The 21,710-nt window shown below is 73.2% G+C and carries 19 protein-coding genes and 1 riboswitch; of the genes, 9 read left to right on the top strand and 10 right to left on the bottom strand.

The window, feature by feature from the left end; translation table 11 throughout:
• Nucleotides 1-565 precede the first annotated feature (565 nt).
• From ACFRQN_RS25465 to ACFRQN_RS25440, 6 genes are all read left to right on the top strand, one after another.
• Nucleotides 566-1,108, top strand: coding sequence for an FHA domain-containing protein (locus ACFRQN_RS25465; protein WP_049653265.1), 543 nt, complete (start codon nucleotides 566-568; stop codon nucleotides 1,106-1,108).
• 179 nt (nucleotides 1,109-1,287) lie between these two features.
• Nucleotides 1,288-1,983 (top strand): MerR family transcriptional regulator, encoded by a 696-nt coding sequence (locus ACFRQN_RS25460; RefSeq protein ID WP_198959445.1) that lies wholly within the window; start codon nucleotides 1,288-1,290, stop codon nucleotides 1,981-1,983.
• Between the two features lie 97 nt (nucleotides 1,984-2,080).
• Complete coding sequence (locus tag ACFRQN_RS25455) at nucleotides 2,081-2,557, top strand: bifunctional nuclease family protein (RefSeq protein ID WP_030303568.1); 477 nt, start codon at nucleotides 2,081-2,083, stop codon at nucleotides 2,555-2,557.
• 223 nt (nucleotides 2,558-2,780) lie between these two features.
• Nucleotides 2,781-3,425, top strand: coding sequence for a MerR family transcriptional regulator (locus tag ACFRQN_RS25450; RefSeq protein ID WP_049653260.1), 645 nt, complete (start codon nucleotides 2,781-2,783; stop codon nucleotides 3,423-3,425).
• Between the two features lie 124 nt (nucleotides 3,426-3,549).
• Complete coding sequence (locus ACFRQN_RS25445; protein ID WP_369808307.1) at nucleotides 3,550-4,242, top strand: vancomycin high temperature exclusion protein; 693 nt, start codon at nucleotides 3,550-3,552, stop codon at nucleotides 4,240-4,242.
• 72 nt (nucleotides 4,243-4,314) lie between these two features.
• Nucleotides 4,315-5,742, top strand: coding sequence for a DNA polymerase IV (locus tag ACFRQN_RS25440; RefSeq protein WP_380742353.1), 1,428 nt, complete (start codon nucleotides 4,315-4,317; stop codon nucleotides 5,740-5,742).
• Between the two features lie 141 nt (nucleotides 5,743-5,883).
• On the opposite strand, the gene ACFRQN_RS25435 is transcribed toward ACFRQN_RS25440, so the two are convergent.
• Nucleotides 5,884-7,380 (bottom strand): MFS transporter, encoded by a 1,497-nt coding sequence (locus ACFRQN_RS25435; RefSeq protein WP_063780197.1) that lies wholly within the window; start codon nucleotides 7,378-7,380, stop codon nucleotides 5,884-5,886.
• Nucleotides 7,381-7,596: 216 nt separating this feature from the next.
• The gene (locus tag ACFRQN_RS25430) at nucleotides 7,597-8,865 is read right to left on the bottom strand and encodes a PRC and DUF2382 domain-containing protein (RefSeq protein ID WP_380742350.1); all 1,269 of its coding nucleotides are present in this window, start codon (nucleotides 8,863-8,865) and stop codon (nucleotides 7,597-7,599) included.
• A gap of 151 nt (nucleotides 8,866-9,016) precedes the next feature.
• Nucleotides 9,017-9,120: riboswitch (glycine riboswitch) on the top strand.
• Between the two features lie 237 nt (nucleotides 9,121-9,357).
• Here ACFRQN_RS25430 and gcvP point away from each other — a divergent pair.
• On the top strand, nucleotides 9,358-12,258 hold the full coding sequence (gene gcvP, locus ACFRQN_RS25425) for an aminomethyl-transferring glycine dehydrogenase (RefSeq protein WP_074004467.1): 2,901 nt from the start codon (nucleotides 9,358-9,360) through the stop codon (nucleotides 12,256-12,258).
• Between the two features lie 118 nt (nucleotides 12,259-12,376).
• On the opposite strand, the gene ACFRQN_RS25420 is transcribed toward gcvP, so the two are convergent.
• Together ACFRQN_RS25420 and ACFRQN_RS25415 are read right to left on the bottom strand one after the other, a co-directional pair.
• Nucleotides 12,377-12,568, bottom strand: coding sequence for a DUF5999 family protein (locus ACFRQN_RS25420; RefSeq protein ID WP_049659119.1), 192 nt, complete (start codon nucleotides 12,566-12,568; stop codon nucleotides 12,377-12,379).
• A gap of 404 nt (nucleotides 12,569-12,972) precedes the next feature.
• Nucleotides 12,973-13,545 (bottom strand): hypothetical protein, encoded by a 573-nt coding sequence (locus ACFRQN_RS25415; RefSeq protein WP_074004468.1) that lies wholly within the window; start codon nucleotides 13,543-13,545, stop codon nucleotides 12,973-12,975.
• Nucleotides 13,546-13,923: 378 nt separating this feature from the next.
• Between ACFRQN_RS25415 and ACFRQN_RS25410 the strand changes: the two genes are divergently transcribed.
• Together ACFRQN_RS25410 and ACFRQN_RS25405 are read left to right on the top strand one after the other, a co-directional pair.
• Nucleotides 13,924-15,429, top strand: a complete 1,506-nt coding sequence (locus tag ACFRQN_RS25410; RefSeq protein ID WP_049655516.1) for a glutamate--cysteine ligase — start codon at nucleotides 13,924-13,926, stop codon at nucleotides 15,427-15,429.
• A 95-nt stretch (nucleotides 15,430-15,524) separates the two neighbouring features.
• On the top strand, nucleotides 15,525-16,313 hold the full coding sequence (locus ACFRQN_RS25405) for a CPBP family intramembrane glutamic endopeptidase (RefSeq protein WP_117492396.1): 789 nt from the start codon (nucleotides 15,525-15,527) through the stop codon (nucleotides 16,311-16,313).
• Here ACFRQN_RS25405 and ACFRQN_RS25400 read toward each other — a convergent pair.
• The 6 genes from ACFRQN_RS25400 to ACFRQN_RS25375 all read right to left on the bottom strand — a co-directional run.
• The gene (locus ACFRQN_RS25400; RefSeq protein WP_380742348.1) at nucleotides 16,291-16,818 is read right to left on the bottom strand and encodes an HAD domain-containing protein; all 528 of its coding nucleotides are present in this window, start codon (nucleotides 16,816-16,818) and stop codon (nucleotides 16,291-16,293) included. The genes ACFRQN_RS25405 and ACFRQN_RS25400 overlap by 23 nt on opposite strands.
• Nucleotides 16,819-16,918: 100 nt before the next feature.
• On the bottom strand, nucleotides 16,919-18,181 hold the full coding sequence (locus ACFRQN_RS25395) for an MFS transporter (RefSeq protein WP_234348529.1): 1,263 nt from the start codon (nucleotides 18,179-18,181) through the stop codon (nucleotides 16,919-16,921).
• A gap of 163 nt (nucleotides 18,182-18,344) precedes the next feature.
• Nucleotides 18,345-19,046, bottom strand: coding sequence for a dienelactone hydrolase family protein (locus ACFRQN_RS25390; RefSeq protein WP_049655503.1), 702 nt, complete (start codon nucleotides 19,044-19,046; stop codon nucleotides 18,345-18,347).
• Nucleotides 19,047-19,103: 57 nt separating this feature from the next.
• The gene (locus tag ACFRQN_RS25385; RefSeq protein ID WP_380742346.1) at nucleotides 19,104-20,516 is read right to left on the bottom strand and encodes a sugar porter family MFS transporter; all 1,413 of its coding nucleotides are present in this window, start codon (nucleotides 20,514-20,516) and stop codon (nucleotides 19,104-19,106) included.
• A 117-nt stretch (nucleotides 20,517-20,633) separates the two neighbouring features.
• Nucleotides 20,634-21,371, bottom strand: a complete 738-nt coding sequence (locus tag ACFRQN_RS25380) for an FMN-binding negative transcriptional regulator (RefSeq protein WP_380742344.1) — start codon at nucleotides 21,369-21,371, stop codon at nucleotides 20,634-20,636.
• A 14-nt stretch (nucleotides 21,372-21,385) separates the two neighbouring features.
• On the bottom strand, nucleotides 21,386-21,710 hold a 325-nt coding region (locus ACFRQN_RS25375; protein ID WP_380742342.1), incomplete at its 5' end, for a pyridoxamine 5'-phosphate oxidase family protein.

Raw genomic sequence — 21,710 nt, 5'->3', positions numbered from 1 at the left:
GGCGCCCGGCGAACGGCCCGTCAAGGGCGGGCGGCACCCGCTGCGGGGCGCCGCCGTCACATGGGCGAGACTGGTTCGCACCAGTACGCTCCGGAGCAACAACCGCAGTACCAACCGCCGGAGTACCACTCCAGCGGGCCCGAGCCGCAACGACCGGGCCCGCAGCATGTCCGAGGTTCTCACCCTGCCCCGCGGGCGGGTCTGTCACACGCAAGGGGATTCGCCCGTGAGTTTCTTCTCGAAGTTGTTCGGTCGTAACAAGGGCCGTGACGCCGCCGCCGTCGAGGCGCCCACCGCGCGTCACCGCCGACCGGAGGACGAGCCCGCAGTGCCGGGCATGCGCCCGGCCCCCGAGGCCGCGCCGTACGCAGGTCAGCAGCTGTACCGGGACGGCGGCGCCGCCCAGTACGCGGGGAATCAGGCGGGCTACGGCGCGTCGGTTGACCCCTCCGGCGAGCCGCGCATAGGTTTCCCGTCAGGACCCTCAACCTCTGGTGGAGGGTTTGCCCCGGATCCGTACGCCGGGCACAACCCGTCGGGTGTGCCGCGCCAGGAGGCTGTGAACATGGCTGGCCCCACTCCGTGCCCCAGGTGCGGCAACCGGAACCCGGCCGCGGCCCGGTTCTGTTCCAACTGCGGCACGGCGCTGCGCGGCGGCCTGCTTCCGGAGGGGGCGGCGGAGACCACGTCGACCATCTCCATCTCCGGCCTGGAGTCGTACGACCCCACCACCACGACCGGCACCGGCGCCACGCCGGCCCTGTCGGCCGAGGTGCTGTCGGCGATCGACGCGCTGCCGCCGGGCTCGGCCCTGCTGATCGTGCAGCGCGGTCCGAACTCCGGCAGCCGGTTCCTGCTGGACTCGGACGTCACCACGGCGGGTCGCCACCCGCAGGGTGACATCTTCCTCGACGACGTCACGGTCTCGCGCCGCCACGTGGAGTTCCGCCGCACCCCGGCCGGCTTCAGCGTCGCGGACGTGGGCAGCCTCAACGGCACCTACGTGAACCGGGAGCGGATCGACGAGGTGCCGCTGAACAACGGCGACGAGGTGCAGATCGGGAAGTACCGGCTGGTGTTCTTCGCCGGCCACAACCGGGGGTACTGAAAACGACGTCGGCAGGAGCCCGAGTGAATACGAATACCCCTTCCTCTTCTCTCGGGGCGGCCACCCCAACCCCGTCCGGTCCGCAGGCGGACCGCGGCGGACGCGGGGTGGTCGCGGGCCCGCGGCAGCCGGTCCGGGCCGAGCGGCCCGTCGGCCGTCGGCGCGGCGGTGACGAGCTGCTGAGCATCGGCGCGGTGCTGGCCTTCCTGCGCGACGACTTCCCCGAGGTCACCATCTCCAAGATCCGCTTCCTGGAGGCGGAGGGACTGGTCGAGCCGCAGCGCACGCCCTCGGGGTACCGCAAGTTCAGCCCGGCCGACGTCGAGCGGCTGGCCTACGTCCTGCGCATGCAGCGGGACCACTACCTGCCGCTGCGGGTGATCCGGGAGCACCTGGACGCCATCGAGCGCGGTGAGAACCCGCCCGCGCTGCCCTCCGCCGCCGACACCCGGCCCGGGCCGCTGGAGGAGGCGGACCGGGAGCTGGTGGCCGGCGGAGAGGTGCCCTCCGGCGTCCGGCTGGGGCGCGCCGAACTGCTCGCGGCGGCCGAGGCCGGGGAGCCGGAACTGGCCGAGTGGGAGTCCTACGGGCTGGTCGCCCCGGGACCGGACGGCGGCTACGACGGCGAGGCGCTCCAGGTGGCCCGGCTGGTCGCGGAGCTCGGCCGGTACGGGCTGGAGCCCCGGCACCTGCGCGCCATGAAGGCCGCGGCGGACCGCGAGATCGCGCTGGTGGAACAGGTGGTGGCGCCGTTGCGCCGGCACCGGAACCCGCAGACCAGGGCGCACGCGGAAGCCACCGCCCGGGAGCTCGCGACGCTGTCCGTACGGCTGCACGCGGCCATGGTCCAGGCCGGGATGCGGACGCGCGGATAGCGCGTGCCGCCCGCGGCGCGCCCTGGCCGCACCGCGCTGACCAGCGGCGTCGGCCCTGCGCTTTCATATCCGGGAGCGGAGCCATAGGGTTGCCTGTGTGAATGAGCTCGACGTCGTGGGTGTCCGAGTGGAGATGCCTTCCAACCAGCCGATCGTGCTGCTGCGGGAGGTCGGGGGAGATCGCTATCTGCCGATCTGGATCGGCCCCGGCGAGGCGACCGCGATCGCCTTCGCCCAGCAGGGCATGACGCCGGTGCGGCCGCTGACGCACGACCTCTTCAAGGACGTCCTGGAGGCGCTCGGCCAGCAGCTCACCGAGGTCCGGATCACCGACCTGCGGGAGGGCGTGTTCTACGCCGAGCTGGTGTTCGCCGGCGGGGTCGAGGTGAGCGCGCGGCCGTCCGACGCCATAGCGCTGGCGCTGCGCACCGGCACGCCGATCTACGGGAGCGAGGAGGTGCTCGCCGAGGCGGGCATCGCGATCCCGGACGAGCAGGAGGACGAGGTCGAGAAGTTCCGCGAGTTCCTCGACCAGGTGTCGCCCGAGGACTTCGGCGGCAGCGGCCCGCAGTAGCGGGGCCCGACCGTGCGGCCTTTCGGCCCATCGTTTTGCCAAAATCCGTCCATCTACCCACACTAGGGGCACGAAAAACCACTCTCCTGAGTGATGTGGTTTGTCTGGCCCGGCGTGGCGATCGTTGACGGGTCATAGGGGACTGCCTACCGTCAGGAGTGGCTGTCCGGGTGGCCGATGCCCGCAGTCGGGTTGCCCGCAGCACAAGTGGACGGAGGCAGGCATGAGCAGCACCGGCGATGACGCGGCCGTGGGAGGCCGGTGCGCCGTGCACATGCCGCGCACCGCTCGCACCGTCACGGATTTCCCCCGGGTCGGCAGGTTCCCGGCCGTACAGGCGGGCCAGCCGGCCATCGAACGGCTGGCCCCGACGTCCGACCTACTCGGCTTCCGGGGCCCGACGGCCTGTGCGGCGGCCGGCATCACCTACCGTCAGCTGGACTACTGGGCCCGCACCGGACTGCTGGAGCCCAGCGTCCGCACCGCGTACCCGTCGACCAGCCAGCGGCTCTACAGCTTCCGCGACATCCTGCTGCTGAAGATCGTGAAGCGGCTGCTCGACGCGGGTGTCTCGCTGCAGAACATCCGGGTGGCGGTCGCCCACCTCCAGGCCGCCGACCAGGCCGACCTGGCGGGGATGACGCTGATGTGCGACGGCGCGACGGTGTACGAGTGCACCACGCCACAGCAGGTGGTCGACCTGCTGAAGGGCGGTCAGGGGGTCTTCGGCATCGCGGTCGGAGCGGTCTGGCAGGAGCTGGAGCTCACCCTCGGGCGGCTGCACGCCGAGCGCACCGACACCGGCGAGACGATGGTCGGGCACGACCCGGCCGACGAGCTGGCCCAGCGGCGCAACCGGGCGGTCTGAGCAGGCGTTCGACGGGGCCGCGGGCCCGGACGGGGAACCGTTCGGACCCGCGGCCCCGTCGTGTTCCCCGGTTGACGTGATCGAGGGAGGGCACGTGGGAGTCGGTACCGGTATATCGGGGCTGCTGCGGCGCAGGGCCGGACTGCTGGGGGCCCGGCTGCGGCAGCGGCGGACGCAGCGCAGGGTGTTCCAGGTCGGAACGGTGCTCTGCTCGCTGGCGCTGGCGCCGAGCGCCTGGGTGTGGTTCGCCGCGGGGGACCGGGTGGGCACCGTGGAGAGCGCGCCCGCCGCGCCGGTCGCGGTGGTCTTCGGGGCCGGCCTGTACCAGGGCAAGCCCTCCCCGTACCTGGAGCACCGGCTGGTCGCGGCGGTGGACCTGTACCGGGAGGGGAAGGTGCAGGCGATCCTGGTGACCGGGGACAACGGGCGGGTCGAGTACTCCGAGCCCGACGCGATGTACGACTACCTGACCCGGAACGGCGTTCCCGAGGACCGGGTGGTGCGGGACTACGCGGGCTTCGACACCTGGGACTCCTGCACCCGGGCGCGCCGGATCTTCGGGGTGGACCACGCGGTGCTGGTCAGCCAGGACTTCCACGTCCGCCGGGCGCTGGCGCTGTGCGAGGCGGCGGGGATCCGCTCGTACGCGGTCGGGGTGCCGGAACTGCACGACGCGACCTGGCTGTACGGCGGGCTGCGGGAGGTCGCCGGGGCGGGCAAGGCGGCGGCCAACGCCTGGCTGCGGCCGGACCCGGTGTTCCTCGGACCCCGGGAGGACGGCATTCCGAAGGCGCTGGCGGAGGCCGCGAAGCAGTAGCGACGGGGGCCGGGAGCGGGGCCTCCGGCCCGGTTCGTACGCACTGTCGGACCCGTACGCGATGATCGGCGGGTGCGATCTCTGCCGAGCATCATCCACCTCGACATGGACGCCTTCTTCGCGGCGGTGGAGCAGGCGGCCAAGCCCAGCCTGCGCGGCAAGCCGGTGGTCGTCGGCGGGCTCGGCGGACGCGGGGTGGTCTCCACGGCCTCGTACGAGGCGCGCAGGTTCGGGGTGCACTCGGCGATGCCGATGGCGCAGGCGCGCCGGCTCTGCCCCAACGCGGCCTTCCTGGCGGGGCGGTTCGAGGCCTACCGGCAGAACAGCGAGATCGTGATGGGGCTGCTGCGGCAGCTGTCCCCGCTGGTGCAGCCGCTCAGCCTGGACGAGGCCTTCGTGGACCTGGAGGCAGGCCCGTACGGACCGGCACTGCTGGAGGCGGACCACGAGACCGGCGAACGGCTGGTCCTCGCGCTCGCGGAGGACCTGCGGGCGGACATCCAGCGGTCGACCGGGCTGACCGGCTCGGTCGGGGCGGCCGGGTCCAAGCTGATGGCCAAGATCGCCTCCGAGCAGGCCAAGCCGGACGGACTGGTCATGATCGAGCCCGGGCAGGAGCGGGCCGTGCTCGGCCCGATGCCGGTGCGGGCGCTGCCCGGGATCGGGCCGGCCACCGAACAGGTGCTGCGCCGGGCCGGGCTGAGCACGGTGGCCGACCTCGCGGAGGCGGGGGAGGCGGAGCTGGTGCAGCTGGTCGGGCGGGCTCACGGCGCCGGGATCTTCCAGATGTCCATAGGGCTGGACGAGCGGCCGGTGATCGCCGACCAGGACGCCAAGTCCGTGTCGGTGGAGGACACCTACGAGGTGGACCTGGCCGACCGGGAACGGGTGCTGCGCGAGGTGGAGGCCCTGGCCGGCCGGTGCGTACGGCGGCTGCGGGCGGCCGGGCGCTCGGGGCGGACGGTGGTGCTCAAGGTCCGGCGGTTCGACTTCTCGACGCTGACCCGCTCGGAGACGCTCGGCGGGCCCACCGACGACGAGGCGGTGATCACCGCGACCGCGCGCCGGCTGGCCGAGCAGGTGGAGATCACCGGCGGGGTCCGGCTGCTCGGCGTGGGCGTCGCCCAACTCGCCGACTACACCCAGGAGGACCTGTTCGCCCAGGCGCTGCGGGAGGAGGCCGCGGAGCACGCGGAGGCGGCGGCCGAGGCCGAGGAGGCCGAGGCGGAGCCGGAGGCCGTCGTGGTGCGGCGGTGGGTGCCCGGACAGGACGTCCGGCACGAGGAGTTCGGTCCGGGCTGGGTGCAGGGCAGCGGCGTCGGGAGGGTCACCGTACGGTTCGAGACGCCGTGGGACGGGCCGGGGCGGGTACGGACCTTCGCGGTGGACGACCCGGCGCTCGAACCGTCCCGGCCGCTGCCGCTGCGCCGGGACGAGGGGCCGGACGAGGGGCCGGACGGTGTGTCGGAGGGGAACGGCGGGCCGGGGGAAGGAGCCTGAAACGCGAAGCGGCCCCACCCGGTGGGGGAGTACCGGGTGGGGCCGATCACCGTGCCGGACCCCGTGCGTTCGTGATGCCCTCACGATGTACGGGGACCGGGCCCCGCGCCCTGTCCCTGAGCGCGGGGGCCGGACGCCTCGTCAGGCGTCGGTCTTGACCAGCTCGGGGCTGGAGTCCTGCTGGGCCGAGCCGCCGACGACCGTCGCGGTGGCGGCCGACTTGGTGCCGCGGATCAGGAACGGGACGACGCCGGCGACGACGCAGACCACGGCCGCGGTCCAGAACGCGTGCTTGTAGGCGTCCAGGGTGGGCAGCGACAGCGGGATCTGCGGCGGCAGCTTCATGGTGTCGCCGGTCAGGATGGCGGCCATGACGGCGGTGCCGATCGCGCCACCGACCGTGCGCAGCACGGAGTTCATGCCGTTGGCGATACCGCTCTGCTCGACCGGGACGGCGCCGTTGATGTAGGCCGGCATCGCGGCGAAGGCGAGGCCCACGCCGAGACCGAAGATCGCCGAGGCGGTGTAGATGTCGCCCTCGTGCCCGTGGCGCACGGCCAGGTAGGCCATCGCGATGGCGCCGAGGACGCCACCGAGGACCAGCGGCAGGCGCGGGCCGCGACGGGCGATCAGCAGGGCGCCGACCGGGGCGGCGACCATCGAGCCGATCGCGGACGGCAGCAGCAGGAGGCCGGCGTGCAGCACGCTGGCGGTGAAGCCGTAGTGGGTCAGCTTCTCCGGGGTCTGGGCGAAGTTGCTGATGACCATGAAGGAGCCGTACATGCCGAAGCCGATGAGCAGGCCGGCCACGTTGGTGAAGGCGACGGCCGGACGGGCCATCATCTTCATGTCCACCAGCGGGTGCGCGACCTTGGTCTCGATGATCCCCCAGATCAGGGCGACCACGGCGGCGACGGCGAACAGGCCGAGCGTCTTGTTGGAGGTCCAGCCCCAGTGGTTGCCCTGGCTGACCGCGACCAGCAGCGCGGAGAGCCAGCCGGCCAGGGTGAGGGCACCCAGCGGGTCGGCGCCGCCCTCCTTGTCGGTCACCGGGTCGGTCGGGACGCGGAAGGCGACCAGGGCGATCGCGATCAGGCCGAAGACCAGGCCCATCCAGAAGATCGACTTGTAGTTCCAGTGCTCCAGCAGGAGACCGGTCGCGACCAGGCCGAGGCCGGAGCCGACGCCCATCGAGGCGCTGATGGCGGCGACGCCGCCGGTCACCTTCTGCTTGGGCAGCTCGTCACGGACGATGCTGATCGCCAGCGGCAGGACGCCACCGCCGGCGCCCTGGAGGACACGGGCGACGACCAGCCAGGTGAAGGAGTGGGTGCTGACCGCCAGCGCCGAACCGGCGACCAGGCCGGCCAGCGAGATCAGCAGCATCGGCTTGCGGCCCCGGAGGTCGCCGAAGCGGCCCAGGAGGGGAGTCAGCACGGCTGCGGAGAGCAGGTTGGCGGTCATCAGCCAGGTGACGCTGGACGCGGAGACGTGCAGTTCCTTGGCCAGCGAGGGCAGGATCGGGACGACCGCGGTCTGCACCACGCTGAACGACAGCATCGCCAGGATGAGGGCCGGCAGGACCCGGGCGCTGCTCTGCTTCTCGGCCGCGGTGGTGGGCTGTGGTGCCTCACTCACGGTTGCTTCCTCCCGTACATAGTGAATGAACTGAAGTAACCATGCAGGGAGATACTTCAGAGTGTCAAATATCGAGTGGTTAAGTTTTGGCAAAGGTGAACGGTCGGGTACGTGACAAGGGCCGTGGTGGGGGGTGGCAGGTGTGGGGAGGGTGCCTGCGGTGGGTGTGCGAGAGGGGCCCCGGACGGTGTCCGGGGCCCCTCTTCGCGGGTGGTGTCAGACGAGCGGGCGCAGTGCGGCCGGGCGGGGTGAGTCGGTGGCGGGGGGTGAGGCGGGGGGTGGCGTCGAGCCAGCCGGGGAGGTGTTCTGGGTGGCGGTGGTGTCGTGGACCTCGACGTGCTCGCGGCGGAGCTCCTCCCGGACCACCTCCTCCGTCGTGTAGCGCTCGACGACCAGGCGGACCCGCTCGACGGGCGCGAGGTACTTGCGGACCACCGCGCGCTCCTCGCGGAGGGTGACCTCCTCGACGGCCTCGGCGATGTCCTTCTCGCTGAGCGTGGCGCGCTCGGCGTCGCTGACCGGCATCCGCTCGACCCGGACGCGCTCGTGGACCACGGGGATGCGGCGCTCGACCTGTTCGGTCGTCACGTACTTGCGCAGCTTCGCGGTGCCGAGGGTGTGCCACTCGGTGGTGACCTCCAGCCGCTCCTCGCGGCAGGTGATCTCGACCGGGCCGCTGGGGGCGGACGGGGCGCCGTCGGCGTGCGCGGCGCCGACGGTCGCCGCCGGGGCGGGCGTAGGCGCGGGGGCGGGCTGCGACTGCGGCCTCGGCTCCACGGTGGGTGCGACGGGCGCGGCCGCCGGGGTGGCGGTGGTGGCCTCGGGGGTGCTGAGCATCCGCATGTCGGCCTCCGGGGCGGTTCTGGTGCTGTCGGCGACCGCGGCGGTGACGGCGGCGGTGGGCGGGGCGGTGGCGACGGGGGCTCTGGCCGGGGCGGGCTCGGGAACGGGCTCGGGGGAGCGCTCGGGGGTGTGGAAGGTGAGCGACTTCGCCGGGGCCGCCGCGGTCGTCGTGGCGGCGGCGGCCGCCGCCGTGGTGCCGAAGTCGAGGTCGGCCTGCTTGGGCCGGCTCCCGTTCTCGTGGCTCGGGCGGCCGTCCATCGGGGTGTCGAGCCCGTAGTAGCGGTACAGCTGGAGCTCCTGGGCGGGGGACAGGTGCTGGCCGACGCCGAAGTCCGGCGACTCCTTCACCAGCGACTTGTCGTACGGCACCCGGAGCTCGTCGCCGGCGAACTCGCTCGTGGTCAGCGGGACGAAGGCGTCCCGGCCGAAGATGCCGGTCCGGACCGCGGCCCACTCGGGCCGGCCGGTGGCGTCGTCCAGGTAGACCTCGTCGACCGTGCCGATCTTGTCTCCGTTGCGGTCGACGGCCTTGTGACCGATGAGGTCCCGGGGGTCGATGTCGGTCTGCACTCTTTCCTCCCGTGCGCTGAGCTTGCGGAACTCCCGCAGGAAGGCGGCCGGAGCACCCGTTCCGTCCGCCACTTCACACCAAAAGCCATGAATCGGACGGACGCGAGCGGGGTGCGCCGGACGGGCTGTGCGCTGGACTGTCCGGGGGACGCGCGTAGACCCCGAACGACCTGACGCACCCGTGATCGGGGGGCCTCCCGCTGGTACCCTGGGCGACGACCGCAGAGCCCGCTCGGGAGAGTCTCCGACTGCGAAAGCCGCTGGTCGGAGCGCCGAAGGAGCAACTCCTCCCCGGAATCTCTCAGGCATCCGTACCGTGTGGGGTAGGTCACTCTGGAAAGCAGGGCAGGAGCGTCGGCGCGGAAGCCGGCGATCACCACCCTCACCGACGGTGCAAGCCGACGGAGCGCCCACAGCGCCCCGTGCGGGTGAAGCTCTCAGGTCCCGATGACAGAGGGGGAGGCCTGTCGGGTCCGCCCGCCCAGGTTCGTCCGCTGTCCGCAGCGGCGAGGCCGACCGGCGTGCGTACCCCCGCCGGTCCGTGACCAGGAGGCCTCGACCACCATGAACGCCCAGCCGAACGCGGGACGCCCCACCGGCGCCTCGACCCTCACCGAGCTTGAGCTGGCCAGCCCCTTCGAGAACCGCCACATCGGCCCCGACGCCGCCGCGCAGGAGAAGATGCTGGCGTCCGTCGGCTACGGCTCGCTGGACGAGCTCGCCGCCACCGCGGTGCCCGAGGCGATCCGCTCCATCACCGCCCTGGACCTGCCCGCGGGCCGGACCGAGGCCCAGGTCCTCGCCGAGCTGCGCGAGCTGGCCGGCCGCAACCAGGTGCTCCAGCCGATGATCGGCCTGGGCTACTACGGCACCTTCACCCCGCCGGTGATCCTGCGCAACGTCATGGAGAACCCGGCCTGGTACACCGCCTACACCCCGTACCAGCCGGAGATCTCGCAGGGCCGCCTGGAGGCGCTGCTCAACTTCCAGACCCTGGTCTCCGACCTGACCGGCCTGCCGACCTCCGGCTCCTCGCTGCTGGACGAGGGCACCGCGGCCGCCGAGGCGATGGCGCTGGCCCGCCGCGTCACCAAGGTCAAGGGCGGCGTCTTCCTGGTCGACGCCGAGACCCTGCCGCAGACCGTCGCGGTGATCAACACCCGTGCCGTGCCGACCGGTGTCGAGGTCGTCGTCGCCGACCTGTCCGAGGGCATCCCGGCCGAGATCGTCGAGCGCGGCGTCTTCGGCGTGCTGCTCCAGTACCCGGGCGCCACCGGTGTGGTCCGCGACCTCACCGCGGTGATCGAGCAGGCGCACGGCCTGGGCGCGATCGTCGCCGTCGCCGCCGACCTGCTCGCGCTGACCCTGCTCAAGTCCCCGGGTTCGCTGGGCGCCGACATCGCCTGCGGCACCTCGCAGCGCTTCGGCGTGCCGATGGGCTTCGGCGGCCCGCACGCCGGCTACCTGTCGGTGCGCGCCGAGTTCGCCCGCTCGCTGCCCGGCCGCCTGGTCGGCGTCTCCGTCGACGTCGACGGCAACCGCGCCTACCGCCTGGCGCTGCAGACCCGCGAGCAGCACATCCGCCGCGAGAAGGCCACCAGCAACATCTGCACCGCCCAGGTGCTGCTCGCCGTGATGGCCTCGATGTACGCCGTCTACCACGGCCCCGACGGCCTGGCCGACATCGCCCGCCGCACCCACCGCTACGCCGCCGCCCTCGCCGAGGGCCTGCGGGCCGGCGGCGTCGAGCTGCTGCACGGCGAGTTCTTCGACACCGTCACCGCCGTCGTCCCGGGCCGCGCCGCCGAGATCGCCGCCGCCGCCCGCGCCAACGGCATCAACGTCCACCAGGACGGCGCGGACCGGATCTCCGTCTCCACCGACGAGACCACCACCCGCGAGCACCTGGCCGGCGTCTGGGCCGCGTTCGGCGTCCCCGCCGTCGAGGTCGCCGAGGCCGCCGACGCGCTGCCCGCCGCGCTGCTGCGCGAGGACGAGTACCTGACCCACCCGGTCTTCCACAGCCACCGCTCGGAGACCGCCATGCTGCGCTACCTGCGCCGCCTGTCGGACCGGGACTACGCGCTGGACCGCGGCATGATCCCGCTGGGCTCCTGCACCATGAAGCTCAACGCGACCACCGAGATGGAGGCGGTGACCTGGCCGGAGTTCGGCCAGCTGCACCCCTTCGCGCCGATCGACCAGGCCCAGGGCTTCCTGACCCTGATCCGCCAGCTGGAGCAGCAGCTGGTCGAGGTGACCGGCTACGACGCCGTGTCGATCCAGCCGAACGCGGGCTCGCAGGGCGAGCTGGCCGGTCTGCTGGCCGTGCGCGCCTACCACCACGCCAACGGCGACACCCAGCGCGACGTCTGCCTGATCCCGTCCTCGGCGCACGGCACCAACGCGGCCTCCGCGGTGATGGCCGGCATGCGCGTGGTCGTGGTGAAGACCCTGGTCGACGGCGACGTGGACGTCGAGGACCTGAAGGCGAAGATCGAGCAGCACCGCGACAACCTCGCCGTGCTGATGGTCACCTACCCGTCCACCCACGGCGTGTACGAGACCCAGATCACCGACATCTGCGCCCTGGTGCACGAGGCCGGCGGCCAGGTGTACGTGGACGGCGCCAACCTGAACGCCCTGGTCGGCCTGGCCAAGCCGGGCAAGTTCGGCGCGGACGTCTCGCACCTGAACCTGCACAAGACCTTCTGCATCCCGCACGGCGGTGGCGGCCCGGGCGTCGGCCCGGTCGCGGTGCGCGCCCACCTGGCGCCGTACCTGCCGAACCACCCGCTGCAGCCGGAGGCCGGCCCGGCCACCGGCGTGGGCCCGATCTCGGCCGCGCCGTGGGGCTCGGCGGCCATCCTGCCGATCTCCTGGGCGTACGTCCGGCTGATGGGTGGCGAGGGCCTCAAGCACGCGACCCAGGTCGCGGTGCTGAACGCCAACTACATCGCCAAGCGCCTGGCGCCGCACTTCCCGGTGCTCTACACCGGTCCGGGCGGGCTGGTCGCGCACGAGTGCATCATCGACCTGCGCCCGCTGACCAAGGAGACGGGCGTGACGGTGGACGACATCGCCAAGCGCCTGATCGACTACGGCTTCCACGCGCCGACGATGTCCTTCCCGGTGGCCGGCACGCTGATGATCGAGCCGACCGAGTCCGAGGACCTGCACGAGATCGACCGCTTCTGCGACGCGATGATCACCATCCGGGCCGAGGTCGACAAGGTCGGCTCGGGCGAGTGGGCGGCCGACGACAACCCGCTGCGCAACGCCCCGCACACCGCCGCCACGCTGGCCGGCGACTGGGCGCACGGCTACTCGCGGCAGGAGGCGGTCTTCCCGGCGGGCGTGAACCCGGCGGACAAGTACTGGCCGCCGGTGAGCCGGATCGACGGCGCGTACGGCGACCGCAACCTGGTCTGCTCCTGCCCGCCGCTGGACGAGTACGGCGTCTGACCCGACCGGGCCCAGGAGGTCCGGGTCGGACGGCAGGGCCCCGGCGGAGTTCTCCGCCGGGGCCCTGCCCGTCTGCGCTGGTCGGCGGCTGCCCCCGCCGTACGGTCGGACCGGGTGGTCAGGCCGCGTGGGCGACGGGGCGGCGCGGGGCGATCACCCGGCCGTCGGGCAGCAGTTCGCCGGTGTCCTCGAACAGGACGACGCCGTTGCAGAGCAGGCTCCAGCCCTGCTCCGGGTGACGGGCCACCGATACGGCCGCCTCGCGGTCCTCGGACTCGGCCGTCGGGCACTCAGGACGGTGCTGGCACATGCGTACCCTCGCTTCGCTCTGCGATCCTCCCCGTGGTGCGGTCGCCGGAGGTGGTGCCGTCCGGGGCCGCCGCGGTGGTCGGATCCTGTCCGCGCGCCGGCCAAGTGTGGGCCGGCGCCCAAGTGGGTAGGACAGGGGGTCCTTCCACGCTGGTTCCCAGTGTCGGCATCCCGGGAGCCGCGCGCAGGGATTTCGTGACATGCGCCACAACTCCCGGGTAGAGATCACCCGTTCAGGTGGGGCCGACGGGAAAAGGCGCACCGGTGGGTCAGTCGGGACATGGCCCATTGGGGCCATGCCGAATGGCCCGGACGGGTGGTCACCGTTCGGGTGAGGGTTTGGGCGCGGGCGCGGTCGAGGGCCGCCGGGCGGGTGGGCCCGGCGGCCCGTGGGGCGTCGGCGGGTCAGGAGGTACCGAGCAGCAGCGGCCCGGCGAGCGGGGCGCGGGCGAGCAGCGGCAGCAGTTCGGCGGCCGGCCGGGCGCGGTGCGCGGCGACGCCGAGCGGGGCCGGGGCCAGGGGGATCAGGAGGTCGCCGTCCGGGTCGGCGTCGGGGTTGTGCAGCCAGAGCGCCGTGGCGTACTGGCCGGGGAAGGTCAGCAGCCGGGGCTGCCGGCGGGTCCGGGAGCCCTGGGCGAGCTGCCAGGCCTCGCGCAGGGCCCGGACCGTCGAGTCGAGGTAGGGGCCGGCGGTGAAGTGGGAGAAGCTGTGGCCCTCGGCGCTCTGCACCACCTCGGCGGCGGCGGCCACCTCGGCGCCGTCCTTGATCAGGAAGCGCCAGCCGGTGCGGCGGGCGGCCGGCAGCTCCGGGCGCGGGCCGTTCAGGACGTGCACCGCGAGCGGGTGGGCGGGGAGCAGTGGGCCGGTCGGATGGCGCAGTGCTGCGGCGGCGGGCTGGCGCAGCGCGGTCTCCGAGTCGAGCGCGCCCAGGACGGCGCGCAGGGCGCTCGGCGGGGGCTGGGGGGTTTGCAGAGTCATGGCGGGGTCCGCCTCTCCAAGCGAGATCGGCGTGCGAGTGCGGCATACCGGCGTGGCGGGGCGACGCGTCGTCGGTGACGGGGCCGGGCCGTGTCCGGTTGTGCAGGATCGCGGTGCCGGCGCGGTCGCCGCCTCGACGAGGGCTTTCGGGGCGAGGCGGACCGGCCGGAGCGCTGTGCGAATTCGAACAGGTGCGCAGGGTGATCTGTTTATCACAGGCTGTGGTGTCGGGCAAGTCCACAGTTCGTCTGATTTTCCGTCAGATGCCTTGCATTGCAAGCCAGTACGCACGTTCGGGTATCGATCTTCGCGGTGGGCATCATGCTTGCACGGTCGGTCGACCGGGTGCTCGACGGGGTGGCTCTGGAGGAGGGGACCGTGGGCGAGAAGGTCGTGGCGACTCGGGCGGAACTGGCGGACCGGCAGCTCTACCGGCGCAAGCTCCACACGTGTCTGGACGTGCTCGGACGGATGATCCGGGAGGACCGCTTCGACCGGCCGCGGGCGGTGATGGGCCTGGAGATCGAGCTCAACCTGGCCGACGAGCAGGGCTTGCCGGCCATGAACAACGCGCAGGTGCTGAGCGCGATCGGCTCCAGCGACTTCCAGACCGAACTGGGCCGCTTCAACATCGAGGTCAACATCACGCCGCACCGGCTCTGCGGGCACGTGTTCGAGGAGCTGCGCGAGGAGATCGACACCGGGCTGCGCTACGCCGACCGGCAGGCGGCCGAGGCGGGCGCCCGGATCGTCATGGTGGGCATCCTGCCGACCCTGGAGCACGCCCACACCGGGCTGGACGCGATGAGCCACAACCAGCGGTACAGCCTGCTCAGCGACCAGATCCTGGCCGCCCGCGGGGAGGACATCGCGCTGGACATCGAGGGCGTCGAGCACCTCCAGCTGGAGTCGATCACCATGGTGGCCGAGGCCGCCGCCACCTCGCTCCAACTGCACCTCCAGGTGACCCCGCAGCGGTTCTCCTCGGTGTGGAACGCGGCCCAGGCGATCTGCGGGCCGCAGCTCGCGCTCGGCGCCAACTCGCCCTTCCTGTTCGGGCGGGAGCTGTGGCGGGAGACCCGTCCGGTGCTCTTCCAACAGGCCTGTGACACCCGTACGGCGGAGCTCAAGGCCCAGGGCGTGCGCCCGATCACCTGGTTCGGCGAGCGCTGGGTGGACTCGGCGTACGACCTGTTCGAGGAGAACCTGCGGTACTTCCCCGCGCTGCTGCCGATCTGCGACGACGAGGACCCGATGAAGGTGCTGGCCTCCGGCGGCGCGCCCAGGCTCGCCGAGATGCGGCTGCACAACGGCACCATCTACCGCTGGAACCGCCCGGTGTACGACATCGCGGGCGGGGTGGCGCACCTGAGGGTGGAGAACCGGGCGCTGCCGGCCGGGCCGACGGTCGCCGACACGCTCGCCAACGCCGCCTTCTACTACGGCCTGGTGCGGGTGCTGGCCGAGCAGCCCCGGCCGATCTGGACCCGGCTGCCGTTCGAGCGGGCGGACGAGAACTTCCAGCAGGGCGCCCGGTACGGCATCGACGCGGTGTTCCAGTGGCCGCGCTCGGGGCGGGCCGGGCGCGGCGGCGGGCTGCAGACCGTGTCCGCGGTCGACCTGGTGCTCAACGAGCTGCTGCCGATGGCCTACCAGGGGCTGGACGAGTGGGGCGTGGAGCCCGCCGACCGGGACCGCTACCTGGGCATCATCGAGCAGCGCTGCCTGCGCCGCACCAACGGCGCGTCCTGGCAGACCGCGACCTTCCACCGGCTGCGCGAGCAGTACGGGATGGACCGGCCGGCCGCGCTCGCGGCGATGACCAGGCGCTACGCCGAACTCATGCGCGGCGGCGAGCCGGTGCACACCTGGCCGGTGGGCTGAGCCCTCCCCGTCGGGGCGGTCCGGCGGCTGTGTCAGGATGATCGCTCCGGCGGTCGGCCGACGGCCGGAGCGACCGCCCGTCCGCTGGAGCCCCCGTGACCACCGTCCCGACCGCGCCGGAGACCGCGAAGCCCACCCGTCGGCTGTTCGGCGCGGAGCTGCTGATCGTCCTCGGCCTCTCGCTCGGGGCCAGCGGGATCAGCGCGCTGATCAGCTTCACCGGCTCGCTCACCGAACCGCTCAAGCTCGGCCAGCAGGTCGCCACGCTGAACGGCTCGCGGGCGCCCGGGCGGCCCTGGCTGGACCTGGTGTGGCAGCTGTACTACATCGGGCGCGGGCTGATGCCGGTGGTGCTGGTCGGGTACCTGCTGGTGCGCGAGGGCGTCGCGCTGCGGGTGCTGGGCTTCGACCTCGGGCAGAAGCTGCGCGACCTGGGGCGGGGCGCCGCCGTCGCGGCCGCGATCGGCGGGTCGGGGCTGGCGCTCTACCTGGCCTCGCAGGCGGCCGGGTACAACCTGACGGTGGCGCCGTCCGGGCTGCCGGACGTGTGGTGGCGGGTGCCGGTGCTGCTGCTGTCGGCCTGGCAGAACGCGATCCTGGAGGAGGTCGTCGTCCTCGGCTACCTGCTGCGCCGGGTGGGGCAGGTCGGGTGGTCCTGGCCGGCGGCGGTGGCCGCGAGTTCGGTGCTGCGCGGCTCGTACCACCTCTACCAGGGGGTCGGCGGGCTGGTCGGCAACATGGTGATGGGCGTGGTGTTCTGCCTGCTGTACCGGCGCTGGGGGCGGGTGATGCCGCTGGTGGTGGCGCACGCGCTGATCGACACGGTGGCCTTTGTCGGGTACGCGCTGCTGGCCGGGCACGTCAGCTGGCTGCCGACCCCTTGAGCGACCGCGCCCGGCCGCGCGGCGGACGGGCGAGCAGCCGGTCGACGTGCCGGCGTTCCAGGCCCTCGCCGGGGTCGACGGGCAGCAGCAGGCGGTCCCGGCGCAACTGGGAGCGGCGGACCAGCCGCGGCGGGATGACGTCGTCCACCCAGGCGAACGGCCGGCCGGCGGCGTAGCGCAGCAGCGGGGCCCACTTGGCGGCGGAGAACAGCTCCATCAGCGGGACGCGCGGGTCGCCGGGCTGCGGGACGTAGCCGGTGAAGGTGACCACCGGGAGCGGGTCCAGGCCGATCGCCGGGGCGATGTGGGTGTTCGCGTTCTCCTCCCACGTCGTCGCCCAGACCAGGTCGTACGTTCCGGAGAGCTCGCGCAGCCAGGTGCCGTGCCGGGCGGACAGCAGGACGGTGTAGCCGAACAGGGTGTGGGTGTCGAACCCGGCGTCCGGGTGGGGGCGGACCGGGTTGAGGACGCCGTCGACGTCCAGGAACAGCAGTGGCTTCGGCACCGGTGGCCCCTCGGAGACGGTGGTTTTTCCTGACACTTCGGACGTCACCCGCGCACCTGCGGTTGCCCACGGGCGGGCGCACGCGGGGCGCACAGGGGGCTCACGGAGCGGGCGCGGGCTCGCTGACGGGCACCGGTGCGTCCGTCGTGCCCCGACGGCTCAGCCGGCGCACCTGCGGGTCCAGCAGGACGACCGCGCTGAGCACCAGACAGGCGGCGGCGCACGCCCAGAGCGCGCCCGACAGGCCGAGCGCCACGGCGGCGGGGCCGGCCAGCGCGGTGCCGACCGGGGCCAGCGAGTAGGAGCCGAGCTCGTCGTACGCGGTGACCCGGGAGAACATCTCCTCGGGTATCTCCTGCTGGAGCGCGACCATCCAGTTGACGCCGAAGACGGTGACGCCGACGCCGGACAGGAACATCGCGACGACCAGCAGCGGCAGCGGCACCTCGGCGGCGAGGGCCAGGGCGGGCACGCCGAACAGGAAGACCCCCCAGTTGCCGACCAGCAGGATCCGGCGCGGCCGCCAGCGCGTCATCAGCACGCCGGTGGCCACCAGGCCGACGCCGTAGGCGGCCATCGCCAGGCCCCAGGCGCCCGCCCCGCCGAGCCGCTCCTTGGCGGCGGTCGGCCCGTACACCGACTCCACCGCGTTGATGCAGGCGACCAGCACCGAGAACTGGAGCACGATCACCCAGAGCCAGCGGCGGGAGGCGAACTCCCGCCAGCCCTCGCGCAGGTCGCGCAGCATGCTGCTGCCGGAGGACGCGGGGGCCTTCTCCGGCTCCAGGAAGAAGCGGAGGGCGGCGGCGACCAGGAAGCACAGGGCGTCCAGGGCGAGCACCCAGCCCGGGCCGACGAGGGCGGTGAGCGCCCCGCCGAGGGCGGCGCCGCCGATCTGGGAGGCGTTGAGGCCCATCCGGAAGACCGCGAAGGCGCGGGCGGCGTGCTCCTGGGGGACGGCCTGCATGATCATGCCGCCGGAGGCGGGGGAGTAGAGGGCGTAGCCGGCCCCGCCGGCCGCGGAGAGCGCCAGCATCTGCCAGAGCCGGACGTCACCGGTCAGCACCAGGGCGGCCAGGACGGCCTGGGAGACCCCGCTGAACACGTTGGCGGCGACCATGATCAGGTGGCGCGGCAGCCGGTCGGCGAGGGTGCCGCCGACCACCATCAGCAGGACGGTGGGCACCAGCCGGGCGGCGGTGACGTAGCCGACCTCTGTCGTGGTGCCGCCGGTGCCGAGCACGGCGAAGGCGGTGGCGATGGGGGCGCCGGCGTTGCCGAGGCCGCTGACCACGGTGGCGGCGGTCTGGATGCGGAAGTTGCGGCTCGCCCAGGCGAAGCGGCGTGAGGGTGGGGTCGGCACCCGGAGACTATGCCGTGGGGGCGTACGGGTGTCCATCCGGTTGTCGTACCGGGGCGTCGGGAGGGTGGGGTTTCAGCCGAGCTTGCCCCGTCGGCCGAGTCCGCCCCGTCGGCCGAGGTGGCCCCGAACGTCGAGGGCTGCCCCGCCGGCCGCGCCGGCCCCGTCAGCCGAGGTGGCCCCAGAGGAAGGTGACGGTGCGGCGCCAGGCGATCCGGGCCTGGAGCGGGTCGTAGGTGCCGATCAGGTTCTCGTCGTTCATGAAGGCGTGCCCGGCCGGGTAGAAGTGGATCTCCGGGCGGACGTCGGTGGCCTCGCCGATCCGGATCGCCGCCTCGTCCACGGCGGCCATCGGGATCGAGCCGTCCAGCTCGCCGAAGTGGCCGAGCACGTGGGCGGTCAGGCCGCGGTAGTCGAAGTCCGGGTCGGGCGGCAGGCCGTAGAACGGGACCACGGCGGCCACCCTGTCGCCGGCCCGGGCGGCCAGCAGCAGGGCGAAGCCGCCGCCCATGCAGAAGCCGACCACGCCGACCGCGTCGCCGACCACGCCGTCCAGCGCGAGCAGGTGGTCGACCGCCCCGGCCAGGTCCTCCACCGCCCGGTCGACCGGCAGCTCGCGCCGGAAGCGGGCCGCCTCGGTGCCGTCGTGGGTGGTGGCGCCGCCGAACAGGTCGGGGGCGAGGACGGTGAAGCCCTCGGCGGCGAAGCGGTCGGCCATGTCGGCGATGTGCGAGGTCAGGCCCCACCACTCCTGCACCACCACCAGGCCCGGTCCGACGCCCTGCGGCGGGCGGGCCAGGTAGCCGTGCGCGGTACGGCCGTTGCTCGGGAAGGTGACGTTCTGCCGGGAGCCGCCCTGGTCAGGCATGGCTTCCTCTCGGTGGGTCGGGCCGCGAGCGGCGGGAGTTCGGCGGGGCGGTCCGGGTCAGCCCATCTCCTCCAGGGCGCGTCCCTTGGTCTCCTTGATGCAGAAGGCCACGAACGGGATGGAGAGCAGCGCGAAGGCCGCGTAGATGACGTACGTCGCGGAGAGGTTCCAGTCGGCGAGGTCCGGGAAGCTGACGGTGATCGCCCAGTTGGCGATCCACTGCGCCGAGGCGGCGACGGACAGCGCCAGCGCGCGGATCCGGTTGGGGAACATCTCGCCGAGCAGGACCCAGACCACCACGCCCCAGGAGAAGGCGAAGCAGAGCACGAAGACGTGCGCGGCGACCAGGGCGACGGTGGCGTGGGTGTTGTCCAGGGTGGCGGTGTCGCCGGTGCCCTCCCGGTAGGAGAACGCCCAGGCGGCGGTGCCCAGCGCGGCCGCCATGCCGATCGAGCCGGCCAGGGCGAGCGGCTTGCGGCCGATCCGGTCCACCAGGGCCATCGCGATCACCGTGCCGATCACGTTGATGATCGAGGTGGAGAGGCTGATCAGCAGCGAGTTGGACTCGTTGATGCCGACCGACTGCCACAGCAGGGACGAGTAGTAGAAGATCACGTTGATGCCGACGAACTGCTGGAACACCGAGGCGCCGATGCCGACCCAGACGATCGGCAGCAGGCCGAAGCGGCCGCCCATCAGGTCCTTCATCCGGGGCTTGTGGCTGGACTCCAGCACCGAGCGGATCTCCGCGACCCGGGCGTCCAGGTCCACGCCCTCGCCCTCGACCTCGACCAGCACCTTGCGGGCCTGCTCCTCGCGGTGGTCGGCGATCAGGAAGCGCGGCGACTCCGGGATGGCGAGCGCCATCAGCCCGTACACCAGGGCCGGGATGGCCTCGACGCCGAGCATCCACTGCCAGGCCTGGATGCCGCCGAGGTGGTTGGTGGACTCGCCGCCGGCGGCCTGGTTGAGGGCCCAGTTGGCGAGCTGGGAGACGGTGATTCCGAGCACGATCGCCATCTGCTGGAAGGAGGCGAGCCGGCCGCGGTACGCGGTCGGGGCGACCTCGGCGATGTAGGTCGGGGCGATCACCGAGGCGATGCCGATCGCGATGCCGCCGACCACGCGCCAGGTGGCGAGGGTCTCGATGTTCGGCGGGAACATCGAGCCGATGCCGCTGGCCGCGAACAGGGTGGCGGCCAGCAGCATCGTGCGGACCCGGCCGAGGCGGTCGGCGAGCCGGCCGGCGATCACCGCGCCCACCGCCGAGCCGAGCAGCGCGATCGCCACCACGAAGGCGGTGGTGCCGTGGCCGACCCCGAAGTGCTTCTGGATGCCCGTCACGGCGCCGTTGATCACCGCGCTGTCGTAGCCGAACAGGAAGCCGCCCATGGCGGCGGCCGCCGAGATGAACACCACGTGGCCGAGATGGGCCTCGCTGGCCGCCCGTTGGCTGTTGACTGAGGACACGCGCGCTCCCGGGGGTGGACGGGCCCGCTCTGACGCCGAGTGGGCAGGGCTCGTCTCACATTCGAGCAGCGCGGCGGCCGACCTGCCCGAGGGGGCGGCCGACCGGGTGATCCGGGGTCAGTCAGCGGCGCGCGGCCGCTCGGTGCGCCGGTCGACGGTGCGCGGGAGGTCGGCGCGCGGGGTGTCGCCCACGGGGCCGGCCGCGCCCCGCGGCTCGGCGGTGCGCCGCCGGTGACGGCGGAGCAACTGGGCCCGGGCGGCGGCGTACTGGTCGCGGCCGCGCCCCCGGCCGTCGGCGCGTTCGGCGAGCCGGTCGGCGATCGCGTACTGCGCCTCGGCGGGCTTCTTGTCGTCGTACTTGAACTTGGCCCGCACCTCGTCGACGGTCAGCCGGAGCCCGCGCAGGCCGGGCAGCTGCCGGGCCAGCTCGCCCTCGCCGGGCACCACCCGGACCTCCGGCGTCTCGGGCTGGAAGTGCGCCAGCTGGCGGTTGAGGATCTCGGCCTTGCCGGCCGCGGACTCCACCACCTCGGCGGTGCAGTGGAAGTGGACGGAGGCGTAGTAGCTGGTGGGCGTGCCCGGTGCGCCGCGCCAGTGGCCCGGGGCGAAGGCGTAGCCGTCGGTGACCGCGAGGGTGACCTTCGGGTCGGCCCGGACGGCGGCCAGCAGCGGGTTGGGCGCGGCGAGGTGGAGCAGGATCTCGCCGCGGTCGGCGTCCAGCAGGAAGTGCGTCGGCACCAGCACCGGCCCCTCGCCGGGGCCGCCGTTGGCGGCGAGCAGGCCGAAGTCGCGGCCCTCGGCCAGCCAGGCGCGCCACTCGGCCTCGTCGCCGCGGTCCCAGGATCTGATCAGCACGGGTGGGCCTCCCGTCAGCGGGGGTAGCCGCGCAGGTGCGCGGGGAGCGGGACGGCGGTGCCGGGGTGCGGCTCGGGGGTGCCGTGCACGGTGGTGACCGGGATCAGCCCGGACCAGTACGGCAGGCCGGTGTCCTCCGGGTCGTCGGCGGCGCCGTCCTCCCGGGTCTTGGCCGAGACCTCGTCCAGCTCCAGCCGGACGACGGCGGTGGCGGCGAGCTCCTTGGCGTTGGCCGGACGGACCTCGGCGGAGCGCCCCGGTATCGCGTGGTCGACCAGGGCGGCGAGCGCGACGTCCAGCTCCTCGGGGTCGGTGACCTGGTGCGCGGTGCCGTGGGCG

Source organism: Kitasatospora sp. NPDC056800, assembly GCF_042789775.1.
Lineage (GTDB): Bacteria > Actinomycetota > Actinomycetes > Streptomycetales > Streptomycetaceae > Kitasatospora.
Note: the sequence above shows the minus strand (reverse complement) of the source record. Positions and strands in the feature narration are given on the sequence as shown.